The 25,492-nt window shown below is 59.6% G+C and carries 19 protein-coding genes; all 19 read right to left on the minus strand.

The genetic code is table 11. The features are described from left to right. Positions 1-3 precede the first annotated feature (3 nt). A complete protein-coding gene (locus HAP40_RS28175; protein WP_166814684.1) occupies positions 4-615 on the minus strand; it encodes a transglutaminase-like cysteine peptidase in 612 nt (203 codons plus the stop codon). A gap of 800 nt (positions 616-1,415) precedes the next feature. Further along, a complete protein-coding gene (locus tag HAP40_RS28180; RefSeq protein ID WP_166814683.1) occupies positions 1,416-2,729 on the minus strand; it encodes an HlyD family type I secretion periplasmic adaptor subunit in 1,314 nt (437 codons plus the stop codon). Further along, complete coding sequence (locus HAP40_RS28185; RefSeq protein ID WP_246741294.1) at positions 2,726-4,369, minus strand: type I secretion system permease/ATPase; 1,644 nt, start codon at positions 4,367-4,369, stop codon at positions 2,726-2,728. The genes HAP40_RS28180 and HAP40_RS28185 overlap by 4 nt, the downstream gene beginning before the upstream one ends. A gap of 384 nt (positions 4,370-4,753) precedes the next feature. Continuing rightward, on the minus strand, positions 4,754-7,519 hold the full coding sequence (locus HAP40_RS28190; protein WP_246741293.1) for an Ig-like domain-containing protein: 2,766 nt from the start codon (positions 7,517-7,519) through the stop codon (positions 4,754-4,756). A gap of 701 nt (positions 7,520-8,220) precedes the next feature. Further along, positions 8,221-9,258, minus strand: a complete 1,038-nt coding sequence (locus HAP40_RS28195; protein ID WP_166814682.1) for a glycosyltransferase family 2 protein — start codon at positions 9,256-9,258, stop codon at positions 8,221-8,223. After that, entirely contained in the window at positions 9,248-10,516 is a 1,269-nt protein-coding gene (locus tag HAP40_RS28200; protein WP_166814681.1) for a glycosyltransferase family 4 protein, read from the minus strand. Before HAP40_RS28200 ends, HAP40_RS28195 begins: the two co-directional genes overlap by 11 nt. Next, positions 10,513-11,703, minus strand: a complete 1,191-nt coding sequence (locus HAP40_RS28205) for a GNAT family N-acetyltransferase (RefSeq protein WP_166814680.1) — start codon at positions 11,701-11,703, stop codon at positions 10,513-10,515. The genes HAP40_RS28200 and HAP40_RS28205 overlap by 4 nt, the downstream gene beginning before the upstream one ends. An 88-nt stretch (positions 11,704-11,791) precedes the next feature. After that, entirely contained in the window at positions 11,792-12,886 is a 1,095-nt protein-coding gene (locus tag HAP40_RS28210) for a hypothetical protein (RefSeq protein ID WP_166814679.1), read from the minus strand. A gap of 6 nt (positions 12,887-12,892) precedes the next feature. Next, entirely contained in the window at positions 12,893-14,245 is a 1,353-nt protein-coding gene (locus HAP40_RS28215; RefSeq protein WP_166814678.1) for a hypothetical protein, read from the minus strand. Positions 14,246-14,327: 82 nt separating this feature from the next. Continuing rightward, a complete protein-coding gene (locus HAP40_RS28220) occupies positions 14,328-15,185 on the minus strand; it encodes a 2OG-Fe(II) oxygenase (protein WP_208024879.1) in 858 nt (285 codons plus the stop codon). 192 nt (positions 15,186-15,377) lie between these two features. Next, positions 15,378-16,235: a glycosyltransferase family 2 protein gene (locus HAP40_RS28225; RefSeq protein ID WP_166814677.1), complete on the minus strand. Its 858-nt coding sequence runs from the start codon at positions 16,233-16,235 to the stop codon at positions 15,378-15,380. Between the two features lie 268 nt (positions 16,236-16,503). Next, positions 16,504-17,694, minus strand: a complete 1,191-nt coding sequence (locus HAP40_RS28230) for a glycosyltransferase family 4 protein (RefSeq protein ID WP_166814676.1) — start codon at positions 17,692-17,694, stop codon at positions 16,504-16,506. Between the two features lie 3 nt (positions 17,695-17,697). Then, positions 17,698-18,735 carry a glycosyltransferase family 2 protein gene (locus tag HAP40_RS28235; RefSeq protein ID WP_166814675.1) on the minus strand — a complete coding sequence of 346 codons (1,038 nt, stop codon included), beginning with the start codon at positions 18,733-18,735 and terminating at the stop codon, positions 17,698-17,700. 208 nt (positions 18,736-18,943) lie between these two features. Continuing rightward, complete coding sequence (locus tag HAP40_RS28240; protein ID WP_166814674.1) at positions 18,944-20,086, minus strand: DegT/DnrJ/EryC1/StrS family aminotransferase; 1,143 nt, start codon at positions 20,084-20,086, stop codon at positions 18,944-18,946. Then, positions 20,083-21,084, minus strand: coding sequence for an NAD-dependent epimerase/dehydratase family protein (locus tag HAP40_RS28245; RefSeq protein ID WP_166814673.1), 1,002 nt, complete (start codon positions 21,082-21,084; stop codon positions 20,083-20,085). Before HAP40_RS28245 ends, HAP40_RS28240 begins: the two co-directional genes overlap by 4 nt. After that, positions 21,081-22,250 carry a DegT/DnrJ/EryC1/StrS family aminotransferase gene (locus HAP40_RS28250; protein WP_166814672.1) on the minus strand — a complete coding sequence of 390 codons (1,170 nt, stop codon included), beginning with the start codon at positions 22,248-22,250 and terminating at the stop codon, positions 21,081-21,083. Before HAP40_RS28250 ends, HAP40_RS28245 begins: the two co-directional genes overlap by 4 nt. Positions 22,251-22,352: 102 nt before the next feature. Beyond that, positions 22,353-22,865 (minus strand): acyltransferase, encoded by a 513-nt coding sequence (locus HAP40_RS28255; protein WP_166814671.1) that lies wholly within the window; start codon positions 22,863-22,865, stop codon positions 22,353-22,355. Positions 22,866-22,892: 27 nt separating this feature from the next. Further along, positions 22,893-24,368, minus strand: a complete 1,476-nt coding sequence (locus HAP40_RS28260) for an oligosaccharide flippase family protein (protein WP_166814670.1) — start codon at positions 24,366-24,368, stop codon at positions 22,893-22,895. 50 nt (positions 24,369-24,418) lie between these two features. Beyond that, the gene (locus tag HAP40_RS28265) at positions 24,419-25,480 is read right to left on the minus strand and encodes a Gfo/Idh/MocA family protein (protein ID WP_166814669.1); all 1,062 of its coding nucleotides are present in this window, start codon (positions 25,478-25,480) and stop codon (positions 24,419-24,421) included. Positions 25,481-25,492: the final 12 nt, after the last annotated feature.

The raw sequence follows: 25,492 nt of genomic DNA on the forward strand, positions 1-25,492 counted from the left end.
CCCTCATACCCCTTCTCGTCCAACAGTGGCCCACAGCCTGTCACTGCCGGCGCTTTGCACGCGAACCCAGCGATAGGGCGTCCGTGACCATGGCTTGACCCGTGGCGTGAGATTGTCGAGGACGAAATCGCCGCTCCTAGTCCGCACCAGAAGCACGAGATGATGTTCGCCGGACCTCATGACGACTTCGCTCAATAGGAGGACGCGCGCCGGCCAGCCGCGCCGAAGCAGCTCGTGACGCTTGCTCACCGCGTAATCGTTGCAATCGCCACGATCGGGGTTGATGGTCCACTCTTCGCTGGCGAGACCGAGCTCGCTGCGAGCCGGTTCTATTGCCTGATTGACCGTGCGATTGATCTCCTGTAGGTCCGCCCATCGCTTCTCGGTCAACCGGATCGGACCGCCGCGGAAGGAGCGCCGCGGGCGACATTCGGCCTCATATCGCAGGCAAAACACCGTGTACGTGAGAGGTGGAAGCGTCGGGCGTCCGAGCTCAATGCGGGCCGGTGCCGGCGGCGCCCTTGGCACGGTCAAGAATCCCGCACGGGCCCACTGAACGCCCCCGATCATAACAGCAATCGCTGCCGCGACGGCCAGCCCCGAGGTACGTTGCATCCGCCACCCCCTGAGAACGCCAACTAAGTCAGGATTCACCGCTCCGAGCGGTCCGGTCGCGGAAGCGGTCCGGTCGCTCAGGTTATTTAATATATTTAATGTCTTTTAATTTAAATAGCAATAATCAACTCGACATTAAGTCGGTGCAGATGCCGTACGCAGACGGCCGCAGGGATGTGCGCAGACCGACCTGCTGATGGAAACACTAGGGCGAGTGAACAGAGCGAGAAATTCTGGTCCAGTCGGGCGGTCCGACGAGAGGCCCATCAAGGACGCACGCCCGACGCATCCAGCGATCCCAAGATCCTGCCGCCGCATATAATTCGAGTTCGCGATCTGATTACTCGAGGCAAATGCTCAACGGCACGTCCCTACAGGATCGATGCGCATGCAGATGAGTTGCTCGTGGGCCAAGCTACGATACTTGCCACCGTAACGGCGATGCCTTTCACTCCAGGCGGGCGTGCTGAGCGGACGGCTCGAGCGATCGCTAGCCTTGCCCCAGAGGCAACAGGCTTCCGTTACGGTTGATCCACCGAAAGCCGCGCGACCTGCTGCGGCTCATGAGGAGGCGGGCGATCTCACGACATTCGCCAGGCCAAGTCTCCTGCGGCGAACCGACATTCCCAGAGCGCCGCGGTCAGGCGTTCAAACCAGGTCTCAATCTCCAGCCGGGGATGATGCGCTTTCGTCGCCGGGCACGCCCGCCGCCAATGCGTCAGGTCGCCCTTCCCGGCGCAGCTCGCGGCGCCGACACCCTAGGAATAGGCGCCGGCGCCGAATGCTTGCGCGAAAGGCTCTCAACGCTCCTTGAACGCGTGCCCCGCCTGATCCTGCAGCGGCTTGAGCAGGTATGACAGTGCGGTCCGACCTGCCGTCTTAATGAAGACCTCGACCGGCATGCCGGGCAGCAGCTTGGCCGAACCGAGTTTCGCCAGCTCTTCCGGCTTCAACAGGACGCGGCCCGTATAGTAGCTCGTGCCGGCGCGCTGATCCTGCGTAATATCTGCCGAGACCATGCTGACCTCCCCATCGATTTCGGGCGTAGTCTTCTGGTTGAACGCCGCGAAGCGCATCGTGGCAGTCTGCCCCACATAAACCTGGTCGATATCGCGCGGTGCGATCTTGACCTCGATCGCGAGCGAATCTGCGTCAGGTACGATCAGCATGATCTGCTCGCCGGGCGCGATGACGCCGCCAACAGTGTGGACGTTCAGCTCGTGGACACGGCCGGACTGCGGAGCCCGGATATCGACCCGGTTCAGCTGATCAACCGCGGCAGTCTTGCGCTCGCTCAGTTCGGAGAGTTTCGAGCGTGTTTCGATCAGGTCCTTGCCGACTTCCGTCCGCAAATCCTGGTCGACCTGAATGGTCTGGAGTCCGATTTCCGAGATCTTGCCCTTCGACTGAGCAATCATTCCGGCGAGCTGGCTGCGCTCGCCTTCGATACGGGCGGAGTCGCGTTCGAGGGCATTGAGCCGCGTGATCGGCACCAGATTCTTTTGCCAGAGGCTGCGCACGCCCTCCAGCTCCTGGCGGATGAATTCGACTTCCTTCTGCTTGGCCTCGGTCTGGCCCATATAGCCCTTGATCTCGTTCTCCAGCTGCGCGCTTCTCTCCTGCAACTGCGCTTTCTGGCCGCTCCTTGCCTGACGACGCAGGTCGAACAGCTTCCGCTCCGCGGTGATTGCACGGTTAGCCTCGGAGTTGCTCTCCTTGGCCCGGTCGAGCAGCACCTTGGGGAACACGACCTGGTCGGCGCCATCGCGCTCGGCCTCGAGACGAGCCTGCCGTGCCAACAGCTCATCGATGCTGTTGGTGACGATCGTCGCGTTCGCGAGCGTCTGGGTCTCGTCGAGGCGGATCAAAATGTCGCCTGCCTTGACCCGGTCGCCTTGCCGCACCCGCAATTCTCCCACGATCCCGCCCGTGGCGTGCTGGACCTTCTTGACGCTCGAATCCACCACAACCACGCCCTGGGTGATGACCGCGCCCGACAATTGGGTCGTTGTCGCCCAGCCGCCGACCCCGAAGGTTACCAGAGCCAGCATGATCATTCCGACGATCATGTAACGCTGGATGGATTGCAGCGCCGGCGCTACCTGACCGCTCATCGGCCACCTCCTTGAGCTTCCGCGACGACTTTGAGCGGTATCGGATTACGCAACACCTTCTTGAGAACCTCCTCCCTCTTGCCGAAGGACTGAACCCTGCCGTCTCCGAGACACAAGACATGGTCAACCGCTTCCAGCGCCTTCGGGCGATGCGCGACGACGGCGACAATTCCGCCCCGGCGGCGCACGTTCAAGATCGCCTCGGTCAAGGCCTCCTCGCCCTCGGCATCTAGATTTGACGAGGGTTCATCAAGTACGACCAGGAAGGGCTTGCCGTAGAACGCGCGCGCAAGCCCGATACGCTGCCGCTGCCCGGCGGACAGCGCCAGCCCTCCCTCGCCGATCTTCGTGCTGTATCCCTCCGGAAGGGAGAGGATGAGGTCGTGCGCACCGGCGGCATGTGAGGCTTCCAGAACAGCAGCAGCGGTTGCCTGCGGGTCGAATCTTGCAATGTTCATGGCAATGCTGCCGTCAAACAATTCGACATCCTGAGGCAAGTAACCGATGTGCTTGCCGAGCGCGTCCGAAGACCAGTGATCGAGCGCGGCGTTGTCGAGCCGGATCCGGCCTCGGACGCACGGCCACACCCCAACCAGCGCCCGTGCCAGCGTCGACTTGCCGGATCCGCTTGGACCAATGATTCCGACCGCCTGCCCGCTCCGCAGCTGGAATGACACTTCGCTGAGGGTGGGCCTCTCGCAGTTCGGGGCGCCGACATAGAGATGCTCGGCGGTGAGGGTTTCGACAGGCGCAGGCAGCGCCAACCGCTCCTCCTCTTCAGGGAGAAGCTTCAGCAAGTGATCGAGCCGTTGCCCCGACTGTCGCGCAGCGACGAAGCCTTTCCAGTTCGCAATGGCCATCTCGACGGGCGCCAGTGCCCGCGCGGTGAGGATCGATCCGGCAATGATGATGCCGGCGGTCGATTCCTGGTTGATGACGAGGACGGCCCCGACGGCCAGAACCAGCGATTGCAAGATTGCCCGGAAGATCTTCGAGGCGCCACCGAGTCCGTTTGCGACGTCGCTGGCCCGCTCTTGCGCCGCGAGGTACTTCGCGTTGGCATCGCGCCAACGCAGCGCCGCCTGCTGGCGCATGCCCATGGCCTGGAGAACTTCGGCATTCCGCCGCCCCTCGAGCACAAGGGCAGTTCGCGATACGGCCAGACGCGAGGTCGCCTTTGCCGGCCCCCGGGTTCGCGTTTCCGTAAGGATCGTAATGCCGACAAGCACCAGCGCGCCGGCCAGCGCAGTGACGCCGATCCAGAAGTGAAAGAGGAAGCAGACGCCGAGATAAATCGGCATCCAGGGCAGATCGAACAGCGCCGTCGGCCCGCCGCTCGACAGGAAGCTGCGGACCTGATCGAGATCCCGCACCGGCTGCAAGCCGTCGCCATCCGCCCTGGTCTTGAGAGGCAGTCGAACAAGCGCGTCGAACACGCGAGCACCGAGCATTTCATCGAAATACCGCCCGACCCGGGCACTGATCCTGCTCCTGATGAGGTCGAGCCCACCCTGAAACAGGTAAAGCACCGTCGCCAGGACCATCAAGGCGATCAGTGTCGGTATGCTGCGCCCGGGCAGCACCCGGTCATAGACTTGCAGCATGAAGAACGAACCGGTGAGCATGAGAAGATTGCTCATCCCGCTGAAGGCCGCGAGGGCCCAGAAAATCCGGCGGCAAGACCGCAGGAAGGCCGACAGCTCCGACTGCGAATCGTCATAGTCATCCGTTGGCCGCGGTCGACCAATGAATATTCGTTGCCGCAGGGCGTCGATCGGGCGCTTTGCCCAATCGACCAGTCGCGGTGTCCGCAGCTCGGCCTTTTCCGCCCGCTGCCGTCCAGCCGCCCAGAGCTCTGATATGTGAAGAAGTGGAATTCTAATGAGATTAGCGGGCGGGGGGAATGCCCCCCGCCGTCCAAAGTCCATCATGGTAGCCGCCCTTGAACCATGCCTTTGTCTGAAGATCCCCCAAGAGATCCCCAAGGCAGTTGTTGAGTACTACTTGGTGTGGATGCCCACACTTTACGCGAAGTGGAAGTCCTGGCTGGTCAACGAACCGACCTTCATGTTCTTCAGCGTGAGCGTGTCGCTCCCCGTCGCGATGACGACGTCCTGACCCGATTGGGTCGCGTGAGAGAGAACACTCGCAAAACTGTCGAACACGCTCTTGCTGAACTGGATCGTGTCGTGAGCAGGTCCGCTGGCAGTGAAGTCCTTGATGACATCGTTGCCGAAATTCGCGGCAAACGAGAACGTGTCGGCCTTGGTGGTGCCAACGAAGGCGTCATTGCCTGACGTGCTCGTCTGTACGTTGCTGCTCGTCGAGCTCGAAGTCGCAGCGAGCTGAGTGGTGCTCGTCGACGACGTCGCCGTACCGACCTGCCCATCACCGTTGAGATCCTGATGGAAACTCGTCTCAAGTGATTTAAGGCCGGAGTTCGTACCCGACACGGTGCCGCCCGACGTCGAGCCGGTCAGGCTGCTGACGTGGGAAACGTAGTTACCGTTGTTGTCGGTGTTCCACGCCGTATACTGACCGGTGCTCGCTTCCTTCCAGACGACCTGATAACCGGTCGCCGTCTTCTCTGCACCAATCGGCGCCCAGGTGTGATCTGACCCTTCCACAAAGTCCACGCCGTGATTCTTCAGCGTGGGCCCCGTCCCGGTGCTGCCGTTGAGGTAGAATTTGTCTCCACTCTCAACGAGACGCGTCGCACCGGCCGACTCGATCACTGTACCAGCAGTGGGCGACGTCGGTGAGGTGGGGGACGTGGGTGAGGTGGGGGACGTCGGTGTGGACGTGGACGTACCGATCTGCCCGTCACCGTTCAGATCCTGGTGGAAGGTCGTCTCGAGCGATTTGAGGGCAGAGCTCGTACCCGACACGGTGCCACCCCACCCAGAGCCGGCCAGAGCGACGTGGGAAAGGTAGTTGCCGTTGCTGTCGGTGTTCCAGGCCGTGTACTGACCGGTGCTCGCCTCCTTCCAGACGACCTGATAGCCCGTCGTCGTCTTCTCCGCACCGATCGGCGCCCAGGTGTGATCTGAGCCGTCGACAAACGCTACGCCGCCCTTCTTCAGCGTGGGGCCCGTCGTGGTGCTGGTGTTGAGGTAGAATTTGTCACCACTCTCGACGAGACGTGTTGCACCGGCCGACTCGATCACCGTGCCAGCAGTGGGCGACGTTGGCGTGGTGGGCGTTGTCGGGGTGGTGGGCGTCGTCGGTGTGGTGGGGGACGTCGAGGTGACGCTCGCCGTGACAACAGCGGACGCCGTGCTGGTGTTTCCCGCCACGTCCGTGGCCTTCGCCGTAAGGCTGTGCGCACCGACCGCAAGGGCAGCGGACGTATAGGCCCACACACCGCTGCTGTTCGCCGTCGCGGTCCCGATCTGGGTCGTGCCGTCGAGCACCTTCACGAGGCTACCCGCTTCGGCATTGCCCGACATCACCACCTGGTTGGCGCTGTTCACCTGGTTGCTGGCAATGGTCGGCGCGGTCGGAGCCTTGGTATCGACCGTGACTACCATTGCAGACGACGCCGCGCTGGTCTGCCCCGACGAGTTGGTCGCCGTTGCGGTGAGCGTATGCTTGGCGTCAGTCAGGACCTTCGTGATGTAGTCCCAATTCCCGCTCGAATCCGCGGTGGTCGAACCGAGTTGGGTCGCACCGTCATAGACCTTGACCGTGCTGCCGGCAGCCGCCTTACCCTTCAGCTCGAGAGTGCTGTCGTTCGTGATGCGATCGCCAGCAGTGCCGCTATCGGTGGAAATGGAGGCGATCGTGGGCGCAGTCGGACCGGTCGGCGACGTCGGAGACGTCGGCGATGTCGGTGACGTCGGCGCATTTGCGTCCTGAAGGACGGCACCAGTCTTCATGTTGACGTTGTGGATATAGATCGACTTGGAGCTGGAGTCGTTGGGACCGCCCCGAACACCGCCGAACGCCAGCCCGGAAGACGAGGTGGACGGATCGAAGTAGTTGTCGTGGACGGTGAACGTATTCTGGATGTCCGCCACCGTGACGCCAGTGAAGGCGTTGACGCTGCCGGTGAATACGTTGTTGCCGATTTCGCCGGAGACAATTTCGCCCGGGCTGCTGCCGATGTCAGGCTCCACCATGAAGCCCTGGCTCGCCCCGCCGTTCTGGGTGGTGGTGTTGTACATGATGGTGGCGGTAAACGGCCCATCCATGAACTCGGTGTAGTCGCCGTGCGCACCGGATGCCATTCCGGCGTTCTGCAGCAGATTGTACTCAACGACAAGGCCGGCCGCTTTGCCGCCATTGTGCATTTGAATCATGTCGCCGCCGGCATTCTTGAGCCAGGAATACTCCACGGTCAGCGTGCCCGAACCGCGATTCTCGATGAGACCGCTGACATTGCCGTTGTTGTTGCCGTCGAGCGTCGAGTACATGACCGTCAAATTCGACGACGAATCCGTCGCCAAGATCGGTTTGAGGCCATTGGACCCGACCTGGAAGTTGGAATTCAGAATCTTTGTGCCGGCGCCCTGGACGACAACGCCCCAGCCCCCGTTGAGCGAGAAATCATAGCCGTCGAGCGTGACGTTGCTGCCCGTGACCGTGATGGTGTGGTTCGCCGTATTCACCGATACCCCGGCCATCGAGATCGTCGCCGGATTTTTCAGCGCTAATCCCGAAGGCGTCCCCACATGGTAATCTACGCCCGCGACATTCCATCCGGGCCGGTTCGCACCGTAGGAATCGAGCAAGTTCGGAAGCTGCGGCGTTCCGATTGGAGCATTTGCGGAGCCGTCGTTAATTGCCATCTACCCTGTTCTCCTGATTCATTAGGAACGATAGGCATGCGCTCAACCGCGAGGTCCCCCGAGCAACACGCTATCCTTAGAAGCCGATTATCTCGGCCGCGGCGACTCTTGGCCGAGTACCACGGACTTTTTTTGGACTAGAACGAGGCTGTGCTGGGGTCATGTCTTGGCTCAGACCGCCACACTCACGTGCTTTTAAAAGATTAAACACGTGATTTGCACAAACGCACCGGCACGAATCACCACCCACAGGCAACATCGCACTATAACCGTGCACAGAAAAGACCGGTAGCCGATTTGCCAGCGATGAATTGACGCTAAGGAGCCTTAAATAATTGCGTCAACAAATAATATTCTATTCCGCAATAATCATTTTAATATAAATACATAACTTGGATCGATGCCGGCAAGTAAATCGGTCGTCCTGATCGAAGGCATTACGCCAAGCCCACACGCCAAGCCCACGCCACAATATCCGGACGATCCCGGCCCTTTCTGACGAACTAGCTCGTGGTGATCGATTGAGGGTACGGGTCGCCACGACCAGGGCCGCCCGAACTGATACACGGGCGCCTTTAGGCGGGGAGCCTTATTGCAACGCGTCAAGCAGCGCCGCCCAATTGGCGCAGGCTCGCCAACCGCGCACTCGCACAAGACAAGCACGAGCCGCCTCCGGCGATTGAAGCTGGAATATGCCGCGCCTAGCCGGGCTGAGGCAGTCGCACAGAAGCGTCGGGTTTTCCGGATTTTCCCTGAGCGCCGTCCATCAGGCCGACAAGGGTGACCTTCGCGGCCGACGGCGCGCCAATAACGACGTACCTGACTGCGTGCAGCAAACCCCAGCCAAAGTGAAGCAGCCACCGGCGTTTGGCCCACCGGCGCGCGAAGAGGATGCTGTTGCGCGCAGACAGATAGACCGAAAGGAATGATTGCTTTCTGGGATCAATCGCAGAACCAATAGCGGTGCCGCCGACGTGGCGTACGATCGCCCGTTCCGCGAAGCCTATCCTGTGCTTGCCGCGGCGACGACCCCAGTCCACGTCCTCCATGTAGAGAAAATAGTCCTCTGCCATCAGTCCGACGTCCTCGATAAAGGCTCGCGTGACCAGCACGCAGGCGCCACTGATCGTATCGATCCGTGAAAGCACCTCAGGTGCCGGAGAGGTGCCGGCCGCAAAATTCCGGCCGACTGCGAGAACCCGGCCTGTGACGGGCGACCATTGAAGCCCGTAATTGATGATTTTGTCGGGCGCATCATCGAAAACGAGGGTACCACCAATCATTCCGAAGCCCTGGTCTGCCTTGGCCATGAATTCCGTCAGGCAGTTCTCGTGCACTTCGGTATCGGGGTTAAGAACCAGCACCGCTTCCCAGCCGCGCGTACCCAGCAGGCGCTCGAGCCAGGCGTTTACCCCTCCGCCATAACCGAAATTATCTGTCGCCAGTCCAAGTCGGACGATAACGGCCCGATTCTGGAATCGGAATTTAATGACAGAGCTGAACCGCCCGCCGGGCATATCCGCGACATCATCTTCGTCCCGGATACATGGCAGCATCCGCTCCTGACCGTTGAGCGCAGCCGCCAACCTTTCGAAGGCTTCTTTCCCTCCATTTTCGCAGACAAAGACTTCAAAATCCTGCCAATCGGACCCTGCGAGCGACCTCAAGCAGCGCTGAATGTCATCGGGATTACGGTACCCGACGATGAGCACTGCGAGCTTTGCGCGATCAGAGGCCATGGCCAAGGCATTCCTCGATCTGCTGACGACGCTGACTGGCGACCTCAGCCCAGACAAAACGCTCGGCGCGCGCGGCAGCAGCCTCCGACATCGTTCGTCGAATCTTGAGGTCCCCTGCCAGCAAACGAATAGCCTCGACCCAACGCCGCGCATCGTAGGGATCGAGCACAAACCCTTCATGACCGTCTCGCACGAACCGCCCTGCCCCCATCTCCGTCGTGACGACCGGAAGTCCAGCGCCGCACGCTTCGTACATGACCAAAGGACTTCCCTCCTCCAACGAAGGAAATATGAATAGATCTGCCGATCGATAAAGCGCGCCAACGTCTTTGAGATAGTCGAATACGATCACATCATCCCTCGCAAGAAGGCTGGCGCACTTCTCACTGATGGTCGGCTCCATCTCCCCCGCAAGCACAAGCCTTCCCTTCACCCCGCTCTTTGCCCAATAATCCAGAAGCAAATGGGCCCCTTTCCGCACACAAATGGCGCCGACAAACACCACTGTGACGCCAGCGCTCGGTTCGAGCAAAGGCTGTTTTCCGACAAGCCGTGCCGGCTCCCAGCCGTAACTTGCCTTCAAGAACTTGGAGCGAGGCACGCCGTTCTCCACCAGCGAGGCCTCGACCAGCGGGCTCGGACAAAACACGTGATCCACCGCCTCCAGGACTTGTGCCTCACGATCGACCTTCGCAGCCGTGATCCCATGCGCCGGCGCTACTCCAAGCCGCTCATATGCGTGATCCAGAATCCTTTTTGCTGTCCCGGTGTGGCAATTGAACTGTTCACGAAACACAGTAACCCCGCGCCGCTTCAGTTCCTTGATCGTCTCCAGGCTTGCATCCGGCCAAAGATAAGCTGCCGACCTCTTGGCTTGAAACTCGTCAATGCTCGAGAGAAATACGCGTTCGATTGTACGGCCGACCCAGCGTCGCACGAACCGGTATGGGACGTATCGCGCCCAATCCGGCAGCACCTCGACGAGTTGGACCGGTGGCAACGCCAACTGCGCCCGCGGCGTCACGATCGTCACATCGAAGTTCTCGCCCGCCATCCCCTTTGCGAGGGAACTGCATGTATAGCCAACTCCCATTCCATTGAGTGGCAGCGGCATCAGCACATTTAATGAGACGCTCTTTGCGACTGCGCGCGCGACAGCGCGACCCTGCCTCTGATGAATACATCCGGGTTCTTCCGCAAGAACTCCGGGACGCACATCTCGCCTTGTTTTGGGGCCATTCACGGGCTTCACGATCATGACGGCGGCGCCCGATAAGACGGTTGACTGCTAACCCCGGTCCGCCACTTTCGCTTGATTCCCGCGAGCCATGATCTCCCCAGCAAACTCTTGGCCAGACGATTCATCTTACCGACAGAGGTGCGCAGGAGGTTGATGCAGACCGCCTTGAATCGCGGAGCAAAGATATAGACCGTCGACTCCTGCCTCGAGAGGTTGGCCAGCAGATCCTTGTAAGTTGCGTCGCCGATGCCAAAGTCGACCAGCCGCACCGGCCGGCTCGACGACGCCTGTAGTTCTTCCAATATGCTCAGAATCAGATGGAGGCCGGGGCCGTACTTCGCGTAGGCCGGATCGAAGGAAACATACTCGCTGAGAAAGACTCCGTTGCGCAGCGAGCCGATCCAGAGAGCGACCGGTTGGCTGTCGAGATAAAGAATGTATCCTCGCAGCCAGCCCTTGCTTGCTTCGAAACCGAGCCGCGATCGGATGATCGGCGTTTCAGAGAAACCTACACCCAGCCCCCGCTGATAGGATTTGGCCGCGATGGTCTCCGCGTCTCGCATCAACTGATCCAGTTCAGCGGGTGAACCAAATCGCTCGATCCTGCTGTCCTCAAAATCACAAGCTATAGTTTCGACGCGTTTACGCTGGTTGTATCGCCCCTTCTTCGGAAGACCAGCCAGGAACGAACCCGCTTTCTCCGGAAGTTCGCACAACCGATGGGCTTGTGGGTTGATCAAATGATCGGCGCACCACCGCGAAGGAAGATCGCGGGCATATTTGACAAGGGGGGAATTGACGTTCGGAGAGTGAAATGACGCTGCATCGGCCTCCCCAGCTGCCAGCGAATTCATGATGCTCCCGAGCAGCATCTTTGCGTTATGCTCGGAGATCTCTCCCAACCAGCCGCCGTGCACGATCTGAAGCACTCTCAACTCGGGAACCGGAAGCGCAAAATACCCCAGCTTGACCGGCACCTGGCTCGTCTCCAGTCGACCTACGAGAAGTGCGCTGGGAACTCCTCCGTCGTAGAGAACCACGATATGCGGCCGCTGAACTTGCGGATACACCTCCAGGATAAATAGGAAGAAATCGATATCTGCGTCTCGAGGGGGATTGCACGAGTCCCAGAACTCCCGGAGTGGCTCGATCTCGGAGGGTGTTCTAACAACCTTGATTTGATGGCGCGCAGTGATTTCGTTCATGGCGTTGACCTGACGAACACTCCCTCGGCTCTCATTCCTGCCCCTGCACGATGCTGATGGAGCCAGGCCGATACACGACCTCAGGCGATCAGCGACGAGATATCCCACTTGTCTTGACATCCTGCACGATGGCGCCCGTGAGCATGTTCACGTTGCGCAGATAGATCGATTTGGCGCTGTTGTCGTTGGGTCCGCCGCGGATGGGTCCGCCAAATGCCAGTCCCGACGAGGTCCTCGAAGGATCGAAATAATTGTCACGCACCGTAAACGTGTTCACGATATCGGCGACAGTGACGCCAGTGAACGCGTTGACGGTGCCGGTGAACGTGTTGTTGCCAATTTCGCCCGAGATGATCTTGCCGGGGTTGGAGCCAATATCGGGCTCAACCATAAACCCCTGACTCGCGCCTCCGCTCTGGGCGGTCGTATTGTACTCGATCGTCACCGTAAACGGTCCGTCAATGAACTCCGTATAGTCGCCGTGCGCCCCACGCGCCATACCGGCATTCTGAATGAGATTGTACTGAAGAACGAGGCCTGCTGCCCGGCCACCATTATGCATTTGAACCATGTCGCCGCCGGCATTCTTCAACCAGCAATACTGGACAGTCAGCGTACCTGAGCCACGGCTTTCGATGAGGCCGCCGACGCTGGGCTCGTTGTGGCCGTCAATCGCACAGTACGCGACTGTCACGTTCGATGACGAGACCGCCGCAAGGACGGGTTGATTGCGATTGGCGCCAACAAGGAAATTGCAATTTTGAATCGTTGCATCATTTCCCTCGACCACGACGCCCCAGCCTCCATCGAGGGAGAAATCATAGCCGTCCAGCGTGACGCCGTTTCCGGTTACGGTGACGAGTCGTTTCTTGTGATCGACCGTCACCCCGGCCATCGAGATTGCAGCAGGATCCTTGAACTCGATCGCCGCAGGGTGACCGACGCAATAGTCAACCCCAGCAACCGGCCACGGAGGACGCGCGCGATATCGGCTTAGCAGCGAGGGATACTGAGCGTCGCAACGAGGCGCGCTGGCGGCCCCATCGCCCTTCTCCGTGTATGCCCGTGGCGCACCTGTCTCCTCGCCCGCTCCTGCGACAGCGTAACCCGCATGCAGTGCCACTGCGGCAGCAAATGCGCAGGCAAGCAAACTTCCAACGGTGGTTGTCAAAGTCGACTGCATGGACACCTACCATCGACGCCCGGTTGCCGGAACATAGACCGGAGGATCATACCAGGCAGTGGAAAGCTCGCTGAGATGTCTCGTCCCCAGAAAATGTTCGTAGAGTGAGGCCCGTATTCCTATATAGGCCCCCCAAAGCATCCACATCGTGTTCCAATAGTGCACGGTTAATCCGACCAGCACGAACGTCATGACCGCAAGCGTAAAGCCCGTTCGCATCCTGTCCATGTAAACATCCATCGTCGGGCCAACGGTCTTTCGTCCAAACCCGACGAAGAATGAGGTCACATTGGCCAGCAGTATGAAGACGACGATCGGAACACCAAATCGGAGCGCGATGACCAGCCAAACGGCGTCCACCGAAGCATTGTCGAAGAATTCCAGGCTTTCGCCAATATCGCCAAAACCAAAGCCGACCCAGGGCGCGAAACCGATATTGTAGAATGCTCGATCCCATGTGGCCTTGCGAAAATAGCCTGTAGAGGGATCGAGAGTGAGGTGCGCGATGATCCAGGAAGTCGGATTGTTTGTGGTCAGGTAGATGAAGGCGAGCACGGCTCCGATGACCGCTGCGAACAACTTCCATCGCCATGGCGAGGATTTCAGGAGCCGGTCATAGCTGTAGACCGACAGGACCACCATGAACATCAGCATCGGGGCCGAAGACATCGCCAGGAAGCATCCGACGAAAGCAATCCCAACCCAGCAAATCTGAGACACCTGGCGGCTTTCCGAGTATAGAAATATCGCTCCGGCGGCAGTGCAGAATGTCCCATAGGAGATCGCGTGCGGAAAGACCGACGCCGCCCTCATCAGGCCGTTCCTGTACTCCGGCTCGCTATTCAGCCCGAGAAAGCTGTTGACGATGAGCTTTCCCGACATATGGTCGACCATCGCGACTGCAACGATGGTCACGACTGCAACCTTCAAGACCTTGATGAAGTCGGCGACCGCCAGGTGCCCGAAGAAGAATGCGCGCGCGACAATATAGCCGCCCAGGAATTCGAGCGCCACTGCGCCAGCCGACGACAATTCGGCGGAGCGGACCTCTGCTGATACTCCAAGCATCCATGCTGACGCCAGCAAGACGAACAGATCGCAGGCTAAGAACCGCCGTCCCTTCTGCAGCAACAAGAGAAAGGCCGGAATCATGAGCAGTGCGATGACGAGCCGTTCGGGATTGAACTTCGCTCCCCCGAGCAAGAAGCTCATGTCGCCGGGCAATACGAGTCCGAGAATGAACAGCCAGGTCGCGAATGGATGGACGCGTTGCGAAGCCGCACCGGCACTCGCGATCAGCCAAGGCTCCTGTCCGACCGGGCCCTTGGCTACCGCAACGTTGGGGAGGCGGTTCCTCAACGAATGTCTCCCCACCTGTTGGGCCGATCCGCTCGCTGTGCCTGCAGCAGGACGCTCTTCGCCATGCCGAATGAAAAGATGATCAGCGCCTGAACATTCTCGGAATCTGCCAGACGATGGGCGGGATGAAAGGCTTGATGACCTCGAGGGACGTTCGCCTTCTGACCTCGCCCGGCCGCATTTTGAAGATCGTCGTGTGGTCTTCGGACATTTCGTCTTCCGGTCGACCATTGGTGTAGTAGTAAAGCGCGATCGACTTGCGATACTTTCCTTTGGGACTCGTCAGGGGATCGGGATGCCCGTGATAGGCAGTATCGGTCGTTGAGAATACAACGATCCGGTTCGCGATCGGAAAATAGGCCTTTTGTTTTGCCTTGACGTCCTTATCCCACAATTCGAGGGCTCCGCCCCACTCCTGCTTCCAATCATGGTTCAGATAGACCAACAGATTGAGCCGGCGGTCCAGCCTCAGCTTCTTGTGCTTGTTGAAGTCCGCGTGAATGGCGAGCCGGCCTCCGCGCGGAATCATGTGCAGCCCGCCACCAACGAGGTAAGGATCGGAAATAAGGCCCTCGATGCCCGTGAGGCGCTCGAGAAAATCAAGAAAGAGCCGCGAATTTAGCGAACTGACGAATTGCTGAATGTAAGGAGGAAAATCCTCAAATCGGTCGAGGCCGAGCTTCTGCTCCTCGTACGCGCCGGCATCGAGGAAGGTCCGATTCCACGAACTCTCGAACTCCCCGGGAAATTCCGCGGCGACCTTTCTGATGACCTCGTCATCAAAGAAGGTATCAATTCCGATGTGAGGAAACGGCTGGTTGTCCCGGTATTGCTCGGCCCATGCATCGGCCTGGCGGCGCATTTTGTCCAGCGGAAGAAAGGACTTGGTGTCGAGACATTGGGATTCCGCAGACCGCGGGAGCACAGCTGTGGCAACCATTTCTACCTCTTTCCCCGTTCAGCGGGACAAATGACAGCCTTGCATGCCGTCCCTCGCGTGGCCGGCCGCATTATTAAATTACAATACATTATTCTATTATATACGGCAAGCCAATTAAATAATTTCTAATCACGAACGTTAATATTGCCACCTGAGGAGACACCGGGCCCGCAGCAAGAAAGCCGGATTGAATCACGCCGGCGTCAGGCAACCATTCTCGGACAAGGAAGCCGCCAACATCCGGTCCATCCCCAGCTCCCGAGACTTTGCGCTGGGATCCGACGTTCGCTGCGTCGAATACGTCGACCGTCGGAAGATCGCCTTATGGCGCATGCGCAGGCGACGCATCGGCAACACGAGCGGATTGCGGCTGATGGTCCCGCACGTGGTCTGGACAGGAAGGCGATCTCGCCATTTCCGCACCATGTAGCGATAGGATCGGACGTAGTCGCGCCCCAACGACAGCTGTGCCTTGGCGTTGTGAATCAACGGCAGGTCCAGACCGTAGCAGGACCTGCCCAGCCTCTCGGCTTCGAGCACGATATCTGCCCCGTAGAGGTGAAACTCCGGTAGCAAGGGATCGAAGGACACCCCCGAATCCCGGCGAACAATGATCGCCAATTCATCCACGCTGACCACTGGTACGGGTGCCTTCAACTGCCCCCCATGAATACCTCCAGTTTGAGGAAACAGCGGAGCAAGAGAAGCATCCCACGTGCGACCAACCACGTCTCCCGCCGCAGTGACGCTGCTCATTCCAGCCACGGCCCACTGGCTGTCTTGCTGCGTGAGCCGTCGGATTTCCCACTCCAGCCGCTCGAACCAGTATTCGGGGAAGAAAACGTCGCAATGGGCAAAAATGAGGATATCCTCTTTCGCACTTGCGATCGCCCGGGCATAGGCGCTGGAAGCGCTAGGCTGATTCCATAGGACCGTGAGCTTTACGTCTCCTCTGGCAATCGCCGGCGAGCGCCGAAGGTCGCGTTCGAGGATTTCGACGTCCGTTGATCGAGCACAGGTATATACGTGAAAATTAGCGCCCGGGAACATTAAGACACCACCATATAATAATCATTAAATAGCCAATACATTAACTTGCGACGGCTCTTAATCAAGCCCTCGACGAATAAAAGAGCGTCGCCTGTTCGGCGCTCGATCTTGGTCGTTTCGCTAATCAGCGCCGCATCGCGGTCTGATGATCCGGGCGGCAGCGAACTTGCAAATGTAACCGACGCCGCCCCCTAAACAGTAACGAGGTGGAGAATGCCGACGGATTGGGCATGGCGCTGCCGTTACTCCATTTTTCATGTCGCGCGAGCTAGTTGAATTCTTGACTCGGAGCTGCGCCACTTTTCCGTCTCATCGCATCCTGGATCAGCGACGCTATCGCTCGCGCCCCCTGTCTGGGGGTATGGCGCGTCTCAAATTTGCGTTTCGCCGCGCGTCCCATTTGCTCCCGCAGCGAAGGGGACGAGAGGAACTCGATCACCTTCCTACTCATTTCCCCAACATCGAATTCGGCCACGCTGAAGCCGGCGTCCGGTTCGACAAATCTCCGCGCCGCATCGCTTGCGTCGAAGCAAATCGTGGGCGTGTTGCGCCGAGCCGCTTCCAGAACCACGAGGCCGAACGCCTCCTCGCGCGACGTGAGAAGAAAAACATCGGATGCAGCAAAATATGTATCGACGTCGGCCTTTCGCCCAACGAAGCGCACTTGCGCGGCCGGCGCCTCGCTTCTGAGCCTGCGCCGCATGGTTCTGACTTTGTCCGGCGCGCCGCCCACCCAAACGAATTGGACATTTCGCCCACCGACGCCGCCAGCAACCTGTCGAGCGACCTCGATGAACAGGTCCGTGCCCTTTCGTGCCTCGATCGAGCCGCAACCGCACACGATGCTTACGTCAGGCGAGATGTCCAATTCGTGCGCGAGCCTCAGTCGCGCTTCCTCCGCGTCGGTCGAAGCGTCTTCGAGCTCAGGAATGAACGGATCGACGACCTCGATCCGGTGCGGCGCGATGTCGAAATCCCCGATCAGGCAATCCCTCACAGCGTCAGACACCGCAATATAACGCGGACGGCGCCGTTCAAGCGCTGCGAGATTCGTCAATCCCACGCTTCGGATCGCTCCCGCAAGCTCATGGACGTGACAGAGCACTTCGCAATCGCCAATCGGCAATCGCTCGAGCAACCGCCCAGACGCTACCGAATTGACATAGACGAGATCGAATCGCTCGTTGGAAAGATTCTCTTGCAGGCGGGCCAGGTGGCTGGATTGCAAGGCATGATGCAAATCGAAGCGTCTCATCGCACGATAGAGCACATCGCCCGGTTCGACGGAATCGACCTTGCCGAGCATGGCGAATTCGCTGCTGAGTTCACCCGGGCTGGCGATCACTGTGCGGAAGGAAACGGAATCGTTGCGACGAAGCCAGCGTTGTACGTTGAGGAGCATGATTGGCGCCCCCGTCCGCGACGCCTCATGGCTGAGGAAGAGCACCTTATTCGTCATAGCCTAGCTCTGGCGATCGCTATCCGCGCCTAGAACGGGGACGGCGGCTGAAGCCTGCAAAACCTTTCGCTGTCGCGCCTTCGATTGCCCCATCAAGGACAGGAGCCTTTGGCGCCCCTCCGGCCCAGGCATCCGCAGAAGCCGCCAGACCGGCGGAAGGTAACGCATCCCTGGGTCGAGGCTCATGGCCCAGCGTAGAAGCGCAAAGCCACTCTCGATACGCCCCTGCCGGATATAACTGATCCCGCTGTCGAAGGCCTGGTCGGCGAGCGAGTGCGCCACCTGCCGCTGCAACAACGGCATGTCCTGGCGTCGATCGTGGCAGGTCTCGAAGAAGCTGTCGAACGCTGCTTTCCTCTGTCGGTACTCCGTGATCATCTCCGCAAGATAGGGGTTCGACATAGCCGAATCATGCTTTCGATAGATCCCCTGCACCGCCTCGATCCTGGCGACTTCCGCATGCGCACCAAACCGGAGCCACATCTCCAGGTCGCCGCTGTGAGGAAGCGAGGGTCGATAGCCACCTACGGCCTTCTGGACACTTGTTCGCGTGATCGCTGTCGCCGTGGCCACGAAGTCGGAACCGGTCCGGCACATGTCCGCCACCACGTCCTGCTTGGTCCATCGCAAGTCCTGCACCGGCTCGACGAAAGGCCGAGGCGTGTCCCGACGCCACACCAGGCATTCGCCATAGGTCAATCCCACTTCCGGTCGCGAATCCATGATTCCGGCCGCACGTTCGAACGCGCCCGGCACGAGCAGATCATCGGCGGACAGCAGCAGGAAGTAGTCGCTTTCCGCCCATTCGATTCCCTCGTTGTATGTTGCGATATGTCCTTTGTTGCTTGCGTGGGCCACAACGCTTACGCGTGTGTCACTTTCAGCGAGGCCACGCGCGATTTTCACAGACGAATCTGAGGATGCGTCATCGATGATGAGGATTCGAACGTCGGCAATGGATTGATCAAGCACGCTTCGCACGCAATCCGTCAGGTACCGCCCGTAATTGTAGCAGGGGACAAGGACGTCAAACTTGGCCATTGCTCCGATTTCTCCTGTCGTGGCAACCTCGCGAGATGAGAGGGGGCTGCGCCGAACTGTTACACTCTTAGCGATTTTCGCCCGAACCAGCTCTGTCTTGAGAGCTTCAGCCGCTCTTTCCCGGTCATCGGCGCGCATCTGTGCGCTCAAGGGGACGCTGACTCGCGTGCACTCCTCGAGTGTCTGCCGCGGGCCTGCCTGGCAAGAGCTATCCCTTGGCCAGTTCCGCTTTAAGACCCTCTGCGACGCGAAGCTGCTCTGCCTCGCTCATCTGCGCGTAAATCGGCAGCAGGATTGAACGATCCTGCGCGAGTTCTGAGTGGCGAAGGTCGTGGCGCTGCGCCGCCTTCGCGTAAGGCGGTTCGCGATGCGAGCACATGATGCCGCGGCGCGTCGCGATCCCCTGGTCGAGCAAACTTTGCATGACCGAGCGCTGATCGAGGCGATTGGGGAGGCGCACGCAATAGCTTTGCCAGTTAGACTTGGCCCATTTGGGCTCAGCTGGCAGCCTCAAACCTTCGAAGTTGCCAAGCAGCTCGGCGTATCTGGCCGCAACGGCACGGCGGCGTGCCACCAGTTCCGGAAGCCGTTCCAGCTGTTTGCGCCCGATCGCGGCCTGCATGTCGGTCATCCGGAAATTGTAACCGGAAACAAGGTATTCTTCGAAGATCACCTGCGAAGAGCCATGCCGCACCGTATCGGGAACGCTCATCCCGTGCTGGCGCAGGAGCCTGAACTTGCGGTCGAGCTCGGCATCCGCAGTGGTAAGCATCCCACCCTCGCCTGTCGTTATCACCTTGCGCGGATGAAAGGAAAAGCAGGCGATCCGCCCGTGCGGCTTGCCAATCCGCTCCCAATTCTCCTTGATCTGGATCTCGCTGCCGGCAGCACAGGCTGCGTCCTCGATCAGGGTGATGCCATGGCGATCCGCCAAAGCCGTCAGGGCTCCCAAATCGCACGGCATGCCCATCTGGTGAACGGCGATAATCGCGCGCGTGCGCGGCGTAATCGCATCCACCAACCGGCGGGGGTCTATGTTGTAGGTCTCCGGATCGACATCGACAAAGACAGGAACAGCGCCCTGATTTCGGATTGAATTGGCCGTTGCGATGAAAGAATGGCTTGCTGTGATGACCTCGTCGCCGGGTCCAACGTCCAGCGCCGCCAGCGCGAGTTGCAGGGCTGTCGTGCAGTTGGACACGGCACACGCAAAAGGCGCGCCGACGAAAGCGGCAAATTCACGCTCGAAGGCCGCCACTTGCGGACCTTGCGACACCCATCCGGAGAGGACGGCTGCTCGCGCCGCATCGGCCTCTTCCTCGGCAAGGAGTGGCATTGCAATCGGAATCATGATGCCGCTGCCTGTCCCTGATCGACAGCACTGAGCTCGCGTTCAGCCAGCCACCATTTCACGAGATCTGAAAGCCCCTGCTCAAGCGAGATGGTGGTGCGGAAACCCAGCAGACGCTCTGCTTTTCCAACCGAAGCCAATCGGCGCGGCACCGGATTGACCGAGCGTTCCGGTGCGAACTCGGGCATCATTCTGGGCTGGCCCATGACGGAAGCGAGGGCTTTGGCAAGGTCTACCAAGCTCGTTTCGGTCCCGCTGCCTACGTTGAACACTTCGTCGGTCACCTTGGCCCGGGCTGCCAGTATGTTTGCACGGGCCACGTCGCGCACATGCACGAAATCCATGGTTTGCTGGCCATCGCCAAAGATGACCGGTGGCAGACCGGCCTCGAGCCGTTCCATCCAGCGGATCAGCACCTCGGTGTAGCGCCCGTGAATGTCCATGCGGCTGCCATAGACGTTGAAGTAACGGAACGCCACGTAGTCGAGGCCGTACATGTCGTTGAAAGTACGAAAAAGGCCTTCGTTGAACGCCTTTGCGGCGCCATAGAGAGTTCGGTTGTCGTAGGGATTTTGCCGCTCGGTTGTGGGGAATTCCTCCGCCATACCGTACACGGATGCGGAGGACGCCGCGACCACCTTCTCGACGTCGTGCTTGACGCAGAGCTCGAGCAGATCGAACGTGGCATCCACCATGACTTCCTTGGCCAGGCGGGGCTCAGCGGCGCAGTGCGTGATCCGCAGCGCTGCTTGGTGAAATACGATATCGGCCGCCTTAACCAGCGCTCCCATCAGCTTGTTGTCGCGTATGTCGCCGTGGACGAGCCGTACCGGCCCGCGCCCCAGCGCGCGCCTGAGATTCGCTGGCCGGCCTCGCACCATATTATCGAGGGCCACGATTTCGATGCAGCCTTCGTCGCACAGAAGGTCGACGATATGGGAGCCGATAAACCCCGCTCCCCCCGTAACCAAAATGCGTTTGCCCTTGAGATCGATCAAGACGCCCTCCTGTTGCTGGGCTCTGCCGGAATTTGATCCCGCTCGCCGTCAACATCCCGAGCGAATTCCAGCGGCGCCACTCTCTTCAGAGTGGAGACGACTTCGGCAACCTGCTCCGGCAATAGCTCCGGATAGATGGGAAGCGAGAGAAACTCGTTCGCCAGCATCTCCGTGACGGGGAGATCGCCAGGCTGATAACCAAGTTCCGCATATGCCTTTTGCAGATGAACCGGAACCGGGTAATGAATCCCGACGTCGATGCCGGCATCACGTAGCGATTTGATCGCATCGTCGCGCCGTGACAACCTGACGGCATATACGTGATAGACGTGGCGGCTGTACCAGGGCGGCTGGGGACAAGCCAACTGATTATCTGACAAGAGCTTATCGTATCGCTCGGCGAGAGAACGGCGCGCGTCCGTCCAGGACTCGATGTGATTCATCTTGACGTTCAGCACCGCGCCCTGGATGCCGTCCATGCGGTAGTTGTAGCCGGCAACGACGTGCTTGTACTTGGCCTCCTGGCCCCAGTCCCGCAGCAACGACATACGACGTAGAAGGTCAGGCTGATCGGTAACGACTGCCCCACCCTCGCCGAATGCGCCGAGATTCTTGCCGGGATAGAAGCTGAAGCACCCCACATCGCCGATCGAGCCGGCGCGGCGGCCCTTGTACTCCGCACCATGCGCCTGTGCCGCATCCTCGATGACGACCAGGCCATGACGGCGGGCAATGGACATGATCGGATCCATGTCGGCCATCAATCCATGCAGGTGAACCGGCATGATCGCCTTGGTCCGTGGCGTTATCGCCGCCTCGATCAAGGCAGGATTCATCGTCCACGTATCGGGATCGACATCGACGAACACCGGTTTGGCGCCGCTGTAAAGAATGGCCGCCGTTGTCGCAACGAACGTCATCGAAACCGTGATGACTTCATCGCCCGCGCCGATCCCGGCCGCGAGCAACGCCAGGTGAAGTGCCGACGTACCGCTGTTCACTGCACGGCAGTGAGAGGTCCGGCAATATTCGGCGAAGCGTTCCTCGAACGCCGCCACCTCGGGACCGAGCACGAAGTTTGCGCTTCCGATGACTCGCGCCACCGCTGCATCGATCTCAGGCTTGATCCGCGTGTATTGGGCTTTCAAATCCAGGAAAGGTATCAAGGTCAAAACTCTCTCAGCGTGCGCTTTTGCAATTTAAATTAGTTTAAATGCCATTATCGAATTAAATCAATACTAAATATTCGCCTATCACCTTTTAATGGTTTACGGAGAATGACCAACGACGCGCTCGCGCCGCAAAACCGGTGCTTCTTCGGCGACTAGAGGCCGTGCAGGCACTCCTGCCACGATCGCGCCGGGCGGGACGTCCTTGGTCACCACAGCGCCGGCGCCGACGGACGCGCCGGCACCTATCGTCACACCGCACAGGACGGTTGCATTCGAGCCGATAGAAGCTCCTCTGCAAACACGGGTGCGCTGCAACGTCCAATCGGAGGCCCCTTGAGGCCGGCCATCCGCCGTGGTCGCCCGCGGGTGCTTGTCGTTCGTGAACATTACGCCATGGCCGACGAACACCTCGTCCTCGATCGTGACGCCTTCGCAGACGAAGCTATGGGAGGAAATCTTGCAGCGCGCGCCGATCGTGGCGCCCGCCTGGATTTCGACAAAAGTGCCGATTCTCGTTTCGTCGCCGACCGTGCAACCGTAAAGATTGACCAGTTCCGGATGAAAGATCCTGACATCGCGGCCGAGCTGCACATCACTTGTAATCGGCATCTTCGTCTCCAAAAGAATTGCAGGGCCTCATAGGGCCGAACGTGACAGTCGCAGCCTTGGCGCAATACGGGCAAGATCCGCCACCACCTGGTGAAGCTGATGCAGCAAGGGATGGCCGGTCAGTAGCAGCCCCAGCCACCAGCACAACGCCCCGGCACAGGTTGCCAGAACGAGCCCGGCCAGGGGGTTCAGCACTCCAGCTTCCATCAACGTCGCACAGCCGGCAACGCCGAATGCAGTTGCCGCAGTGACGATTACGCTCCTCTTCAGCGCCCGCATGAGATCCTTTAGCCCAAAGCGCAGGTGCCGTCCGATGAAGTAAATCGCGACTGCGGCCTGAAATGGCAAAGTCAAAAGTGCCGCTCCCGCGACCGCCTGCACACCGAAGAAGGATGCGCCCAGAACAACGAGAAGCGACGGCGGTAGCGAGATGCAAGAGGAGATCAAGGCGTCCCGGACGCTTCCAACGGCGACGAGTACCGGATAACTCAAGCACGCTGCAAAAAGCGCCATGTTCGCGATGCACAGCAAGCGCACGAGCGGCACGATCTCCAGCCAGGTCGGACCGAGCCAGATCGCAATGATCGGCCGAGCCATAAAGGCCACAAATATCAGGAAAGGCCATTGGGCGACCGAAAGCAGTTCGATCGCCTCGAGGTAAACGGCCTTCAAATCCTCCTTGGCTTGGCGCTTTGCGACAATGGCCGGCATGATGACGGGGTTCAGGACCTGCGTGACGAGCCTGTCAAAAACCTGCGTCAAATTGGTCGCGCGGCTGTACAAACCGACGGACGCAAAGTCGAGGATTCTGGCCAAGAATAGCTGGGGTGCCAGATTGTAGAAGATATTGATGACGCTGACGCCACTCGAATACAGGCCAAAGCTGACGATGTCGCGGTAGGCGAGAAGCGAAGGACGCAGCGCGCCAGGATCCCGATAGCCTACCATTAGCGCCAGAGTCAGGGCCACGTTTCCAGCCAGACCACCCCAGACCGGAGCCATATAGCTCAATCCTGCTACCGCAAGTCCAATCGAGACCAGCGCGACCACCAGGCCAGACACAAAGTTGCATATGGCCAGCGTTCCGAACTTCATGTCCCTTCGCAGCAAGGCAGAATACGTTCCGGAGATCGGCAGTAGCAGGAAATTCAGAGCCGAGACCTCGATGGCTTCCTTGAGGCTATCCTGCGCGAACAACAGCGACAGCCTGTCAGCGAAGACGAACAAAAGAACGGAAACTGCGCCCGAAATGATGAACGTGATGGTGAAGGCCGAGCGGACATCTTCGGCCGACAAGTCACGCTTCTGAATCAGATAACTTCCGCCTCCGAACTCCTGGAACGAAGCCGCAATGACCAATGCGATGGCGTTGACGACCGCATAGACTCCGAATTCCGCCGGCGACAATAAGCGAGAAAGGACTGCGGTAGCCGTGAAGAACAGGACAAGATTACCATAGCGGTCGGCCGCAGAAAGCAGGATGGAACGCTGGACCGAATTCATCGCGAAACCGTCGCTTCTCGGCTATTGGCAATGCTCGCCGGCATCAGGATCTAGGCCGTCGCGCGGACGCGCTCCCGAATCAGCTGCGGCTGCTTGAGGACGACTGGCTTGCCGTGCTCCGATATCGAGCGCGACGCCGCCTCCAGCACCTCAATTACCCGCAATGCGGATGTCCCGTCGGAAATTGGTCGGCTACCGGTGCGCACGCAGTCCAAGAAGTGCCCGACTTCCGTCTGCAGCGCCTCCTGAGGCGAGATGTGCGGAGCCCACATATCGCCGGCACGATATCCAATTCGAAACTGGTGTGCGTCCTCGATGCTCGCATCGAGCGTAATTCCCTTGTCGTAGACCTTGATCTTTTCGGTCGGCTCGAGGTCGTCGTAGACGATCATCTTCTTGCTGCCACCGATGAAGGTCTGGCGCACCTTGACGGGCGAGAGCCAGTTGACGCTGACGTGTGCCACACATGCGTTGGCAAAGAACAACGTGATATGCGCCATGTTCTCGGGCGAGCCCGCAACATGGCACGACCCCGTGGCCGAAACCGCCACCGGCTCCTCATCCAGGATATGGTGGATGATGGAGATGTCGTGCACCGCCAAATCCCAGATCACGTTTACGTCTTTCTGAAACAGACCCAAGCTAGAGCGCGTGCTGTCATAATAATAGATATCCCCGAGCTCTCTCTTCAGCAGCAGCTCGCGAATCTTCTGGACCGCTGGAGTGTAGAGAAAGGTGTGATCGACCATCAGCGTCAATCCGCGCCGGTCGGCCTCGTCGATCAAATGCATGGCCTGCTCTGCGCTCGATGCGATGGGCTTCTCGACCAGCACGTGCTTGCCGGCCCTCAAAGCCGCCATCGCCAGCTCGTAATGCGTACGCACCGGCGTCGCGATTGCGATTGCATCGATGGAGCTGTCCTTCAACAGATCGTCATAACGTGTCGTCGTCTCTACCGCAGGGTAAAGCTGTCTAATCGCACCGAGCCTGCCTGGATCCAGGTCGCTTACGCCGACGACACGCGCGGCCGGATTGACCGAGAAATTACGGACGAGATTGGGGCCCCAATAGCCATATCCCACGACCCCGATTCCCAGCTGACTATCTCGCATGCTAACCTCGAA

The sequence above is a fragment of the Bradyrhizobium sp. 1(2017) genome (genome assembly GCF_011602485.2).
Classification (GTDB): Bacteria; Pseudomonadota; Alphaproteobacteria; order Rhizobiales; family Xanthobacteraceae; genus Bradyrhizobium.

Excerpts from the sequence above, each read along its gene's own strand:
- HAP40_RS28175 (WP_166814684.1), bottom strand. The coding sequence starts at position 615 with ATGCAACGTACCTCGGGGCTGGCCGTCGCGGCAGCGATTGCTGTTATG.
- HAP40_RS28180 (WP_166814683.1), bottom strand. The coding sequence starts at position 2,729 with ATGAGCGGTCAGGTAGCGCCGGCGCTGCAATCCATCCAGCGTTACATG.
- HAP40_RS28185 (WP_246741294.1), bottom strand. The coding sequence starts at position 4,369 with ATGAGCAATCTTCTCATGCTCACCGGTTCGTTCTTCATGCTGCAAGTC.
- HAP40_RS28190 (WP_246741293.1), bottom strand. The coding sequence starts at position 7,519 with ATGGCAATTAACGACGGCTCCGCAAATGCTCCAATCGGAACGCCGCAG.
- HAP40_RS28195 (WP_166814682.1), bottom strand. The coding sequence starts at position 9,258 with ATGGCCTCTGATCGCGCAAAGCTCGCAGTGCTCATCGTCGGGTACCGT.
- HAP40_RS28200 (WP_166814681.1), bottom strand. The coding sequence starts at position 10,516 with ATGATCGTGAAGCCCGTGAATGGCCCCAAAACAAGGCGAGATGTGCGT.
- HAP40_RS28205 (WP_166814680.1), bottom strand. The coding sequence starts at position 11,703 with ATGAACGAAATCACTGCGCGCCATCAAATCAAGGTTGTTAGAACACCC.
- HAP40_RS28210 (WP_166814679.1), bottom strand. The coding sequence starts at position 12,886 with ATGCAGTCGACTTTGACAACCACCGTTGGAAGTTTGCTTGCCTGCGCA.
- HAP40_RS28220 (WP_208024879.1), bottom strand. The coding sequence starts at position 15,185 with ATGGTTGCCACAGCTGTGCTCCCGCGGTCTGCGGAATCCCAATGTCTC.
- HAP40_RS28225 (WP_166814677.1), bottom strand. The coding sequence starts at position 16,235 with ATGTTCCCGGGCGCTAATTTTCACGTATATACCTGTGCTCGATCAACG.
- HAP40_RS28230 (WP_166814676.1), bottom strand. The coding sequence starts at position 17,694 with ATGACGAATAAGGTGCTCTTCCTCAGCCATGAGGCGTCGCGGACGGGG.
- HAP40_RS28235 (WP_166814675.1), bottom strand. The coding sequence starts at position 18,735 with ATGGCCAAGTTTGACGTCCTTGTCCCCTGCTACAATTACGGGCGGTAC.
- HAP40_RS28240 (WP_166814674.1), bottom strand. The coding sequence starts at position 20,086 with ATGATTCCGATTGCAATGCCACTCCTTGCCGAGGAAGAGGCCGATGCG.
- HAP40_RS28255 (WP_166814671.1), bottom strand. The coding sequence starts at position 22,865 with ATGCCGATTACAAGTGATGTGCAGCTCGGCCGCGATGTCAGGATCTTT.
- HAP40_RS28260 (WP_166814670.1), bottom strand. The coding sequence starts at position 24,368 with ATGAATTCGGTCCAGCGTTCCATCCTGCTTTCTGCGGCCGACCGCTAT.
- HAP40_RS28265 (WP_166814669.1), bottom strand. The coding sequence starts at position 25,480 with ATGCGAGATAGTCAGCTGGGAATCGGGGTCGTGGGATATGGCTATTGG.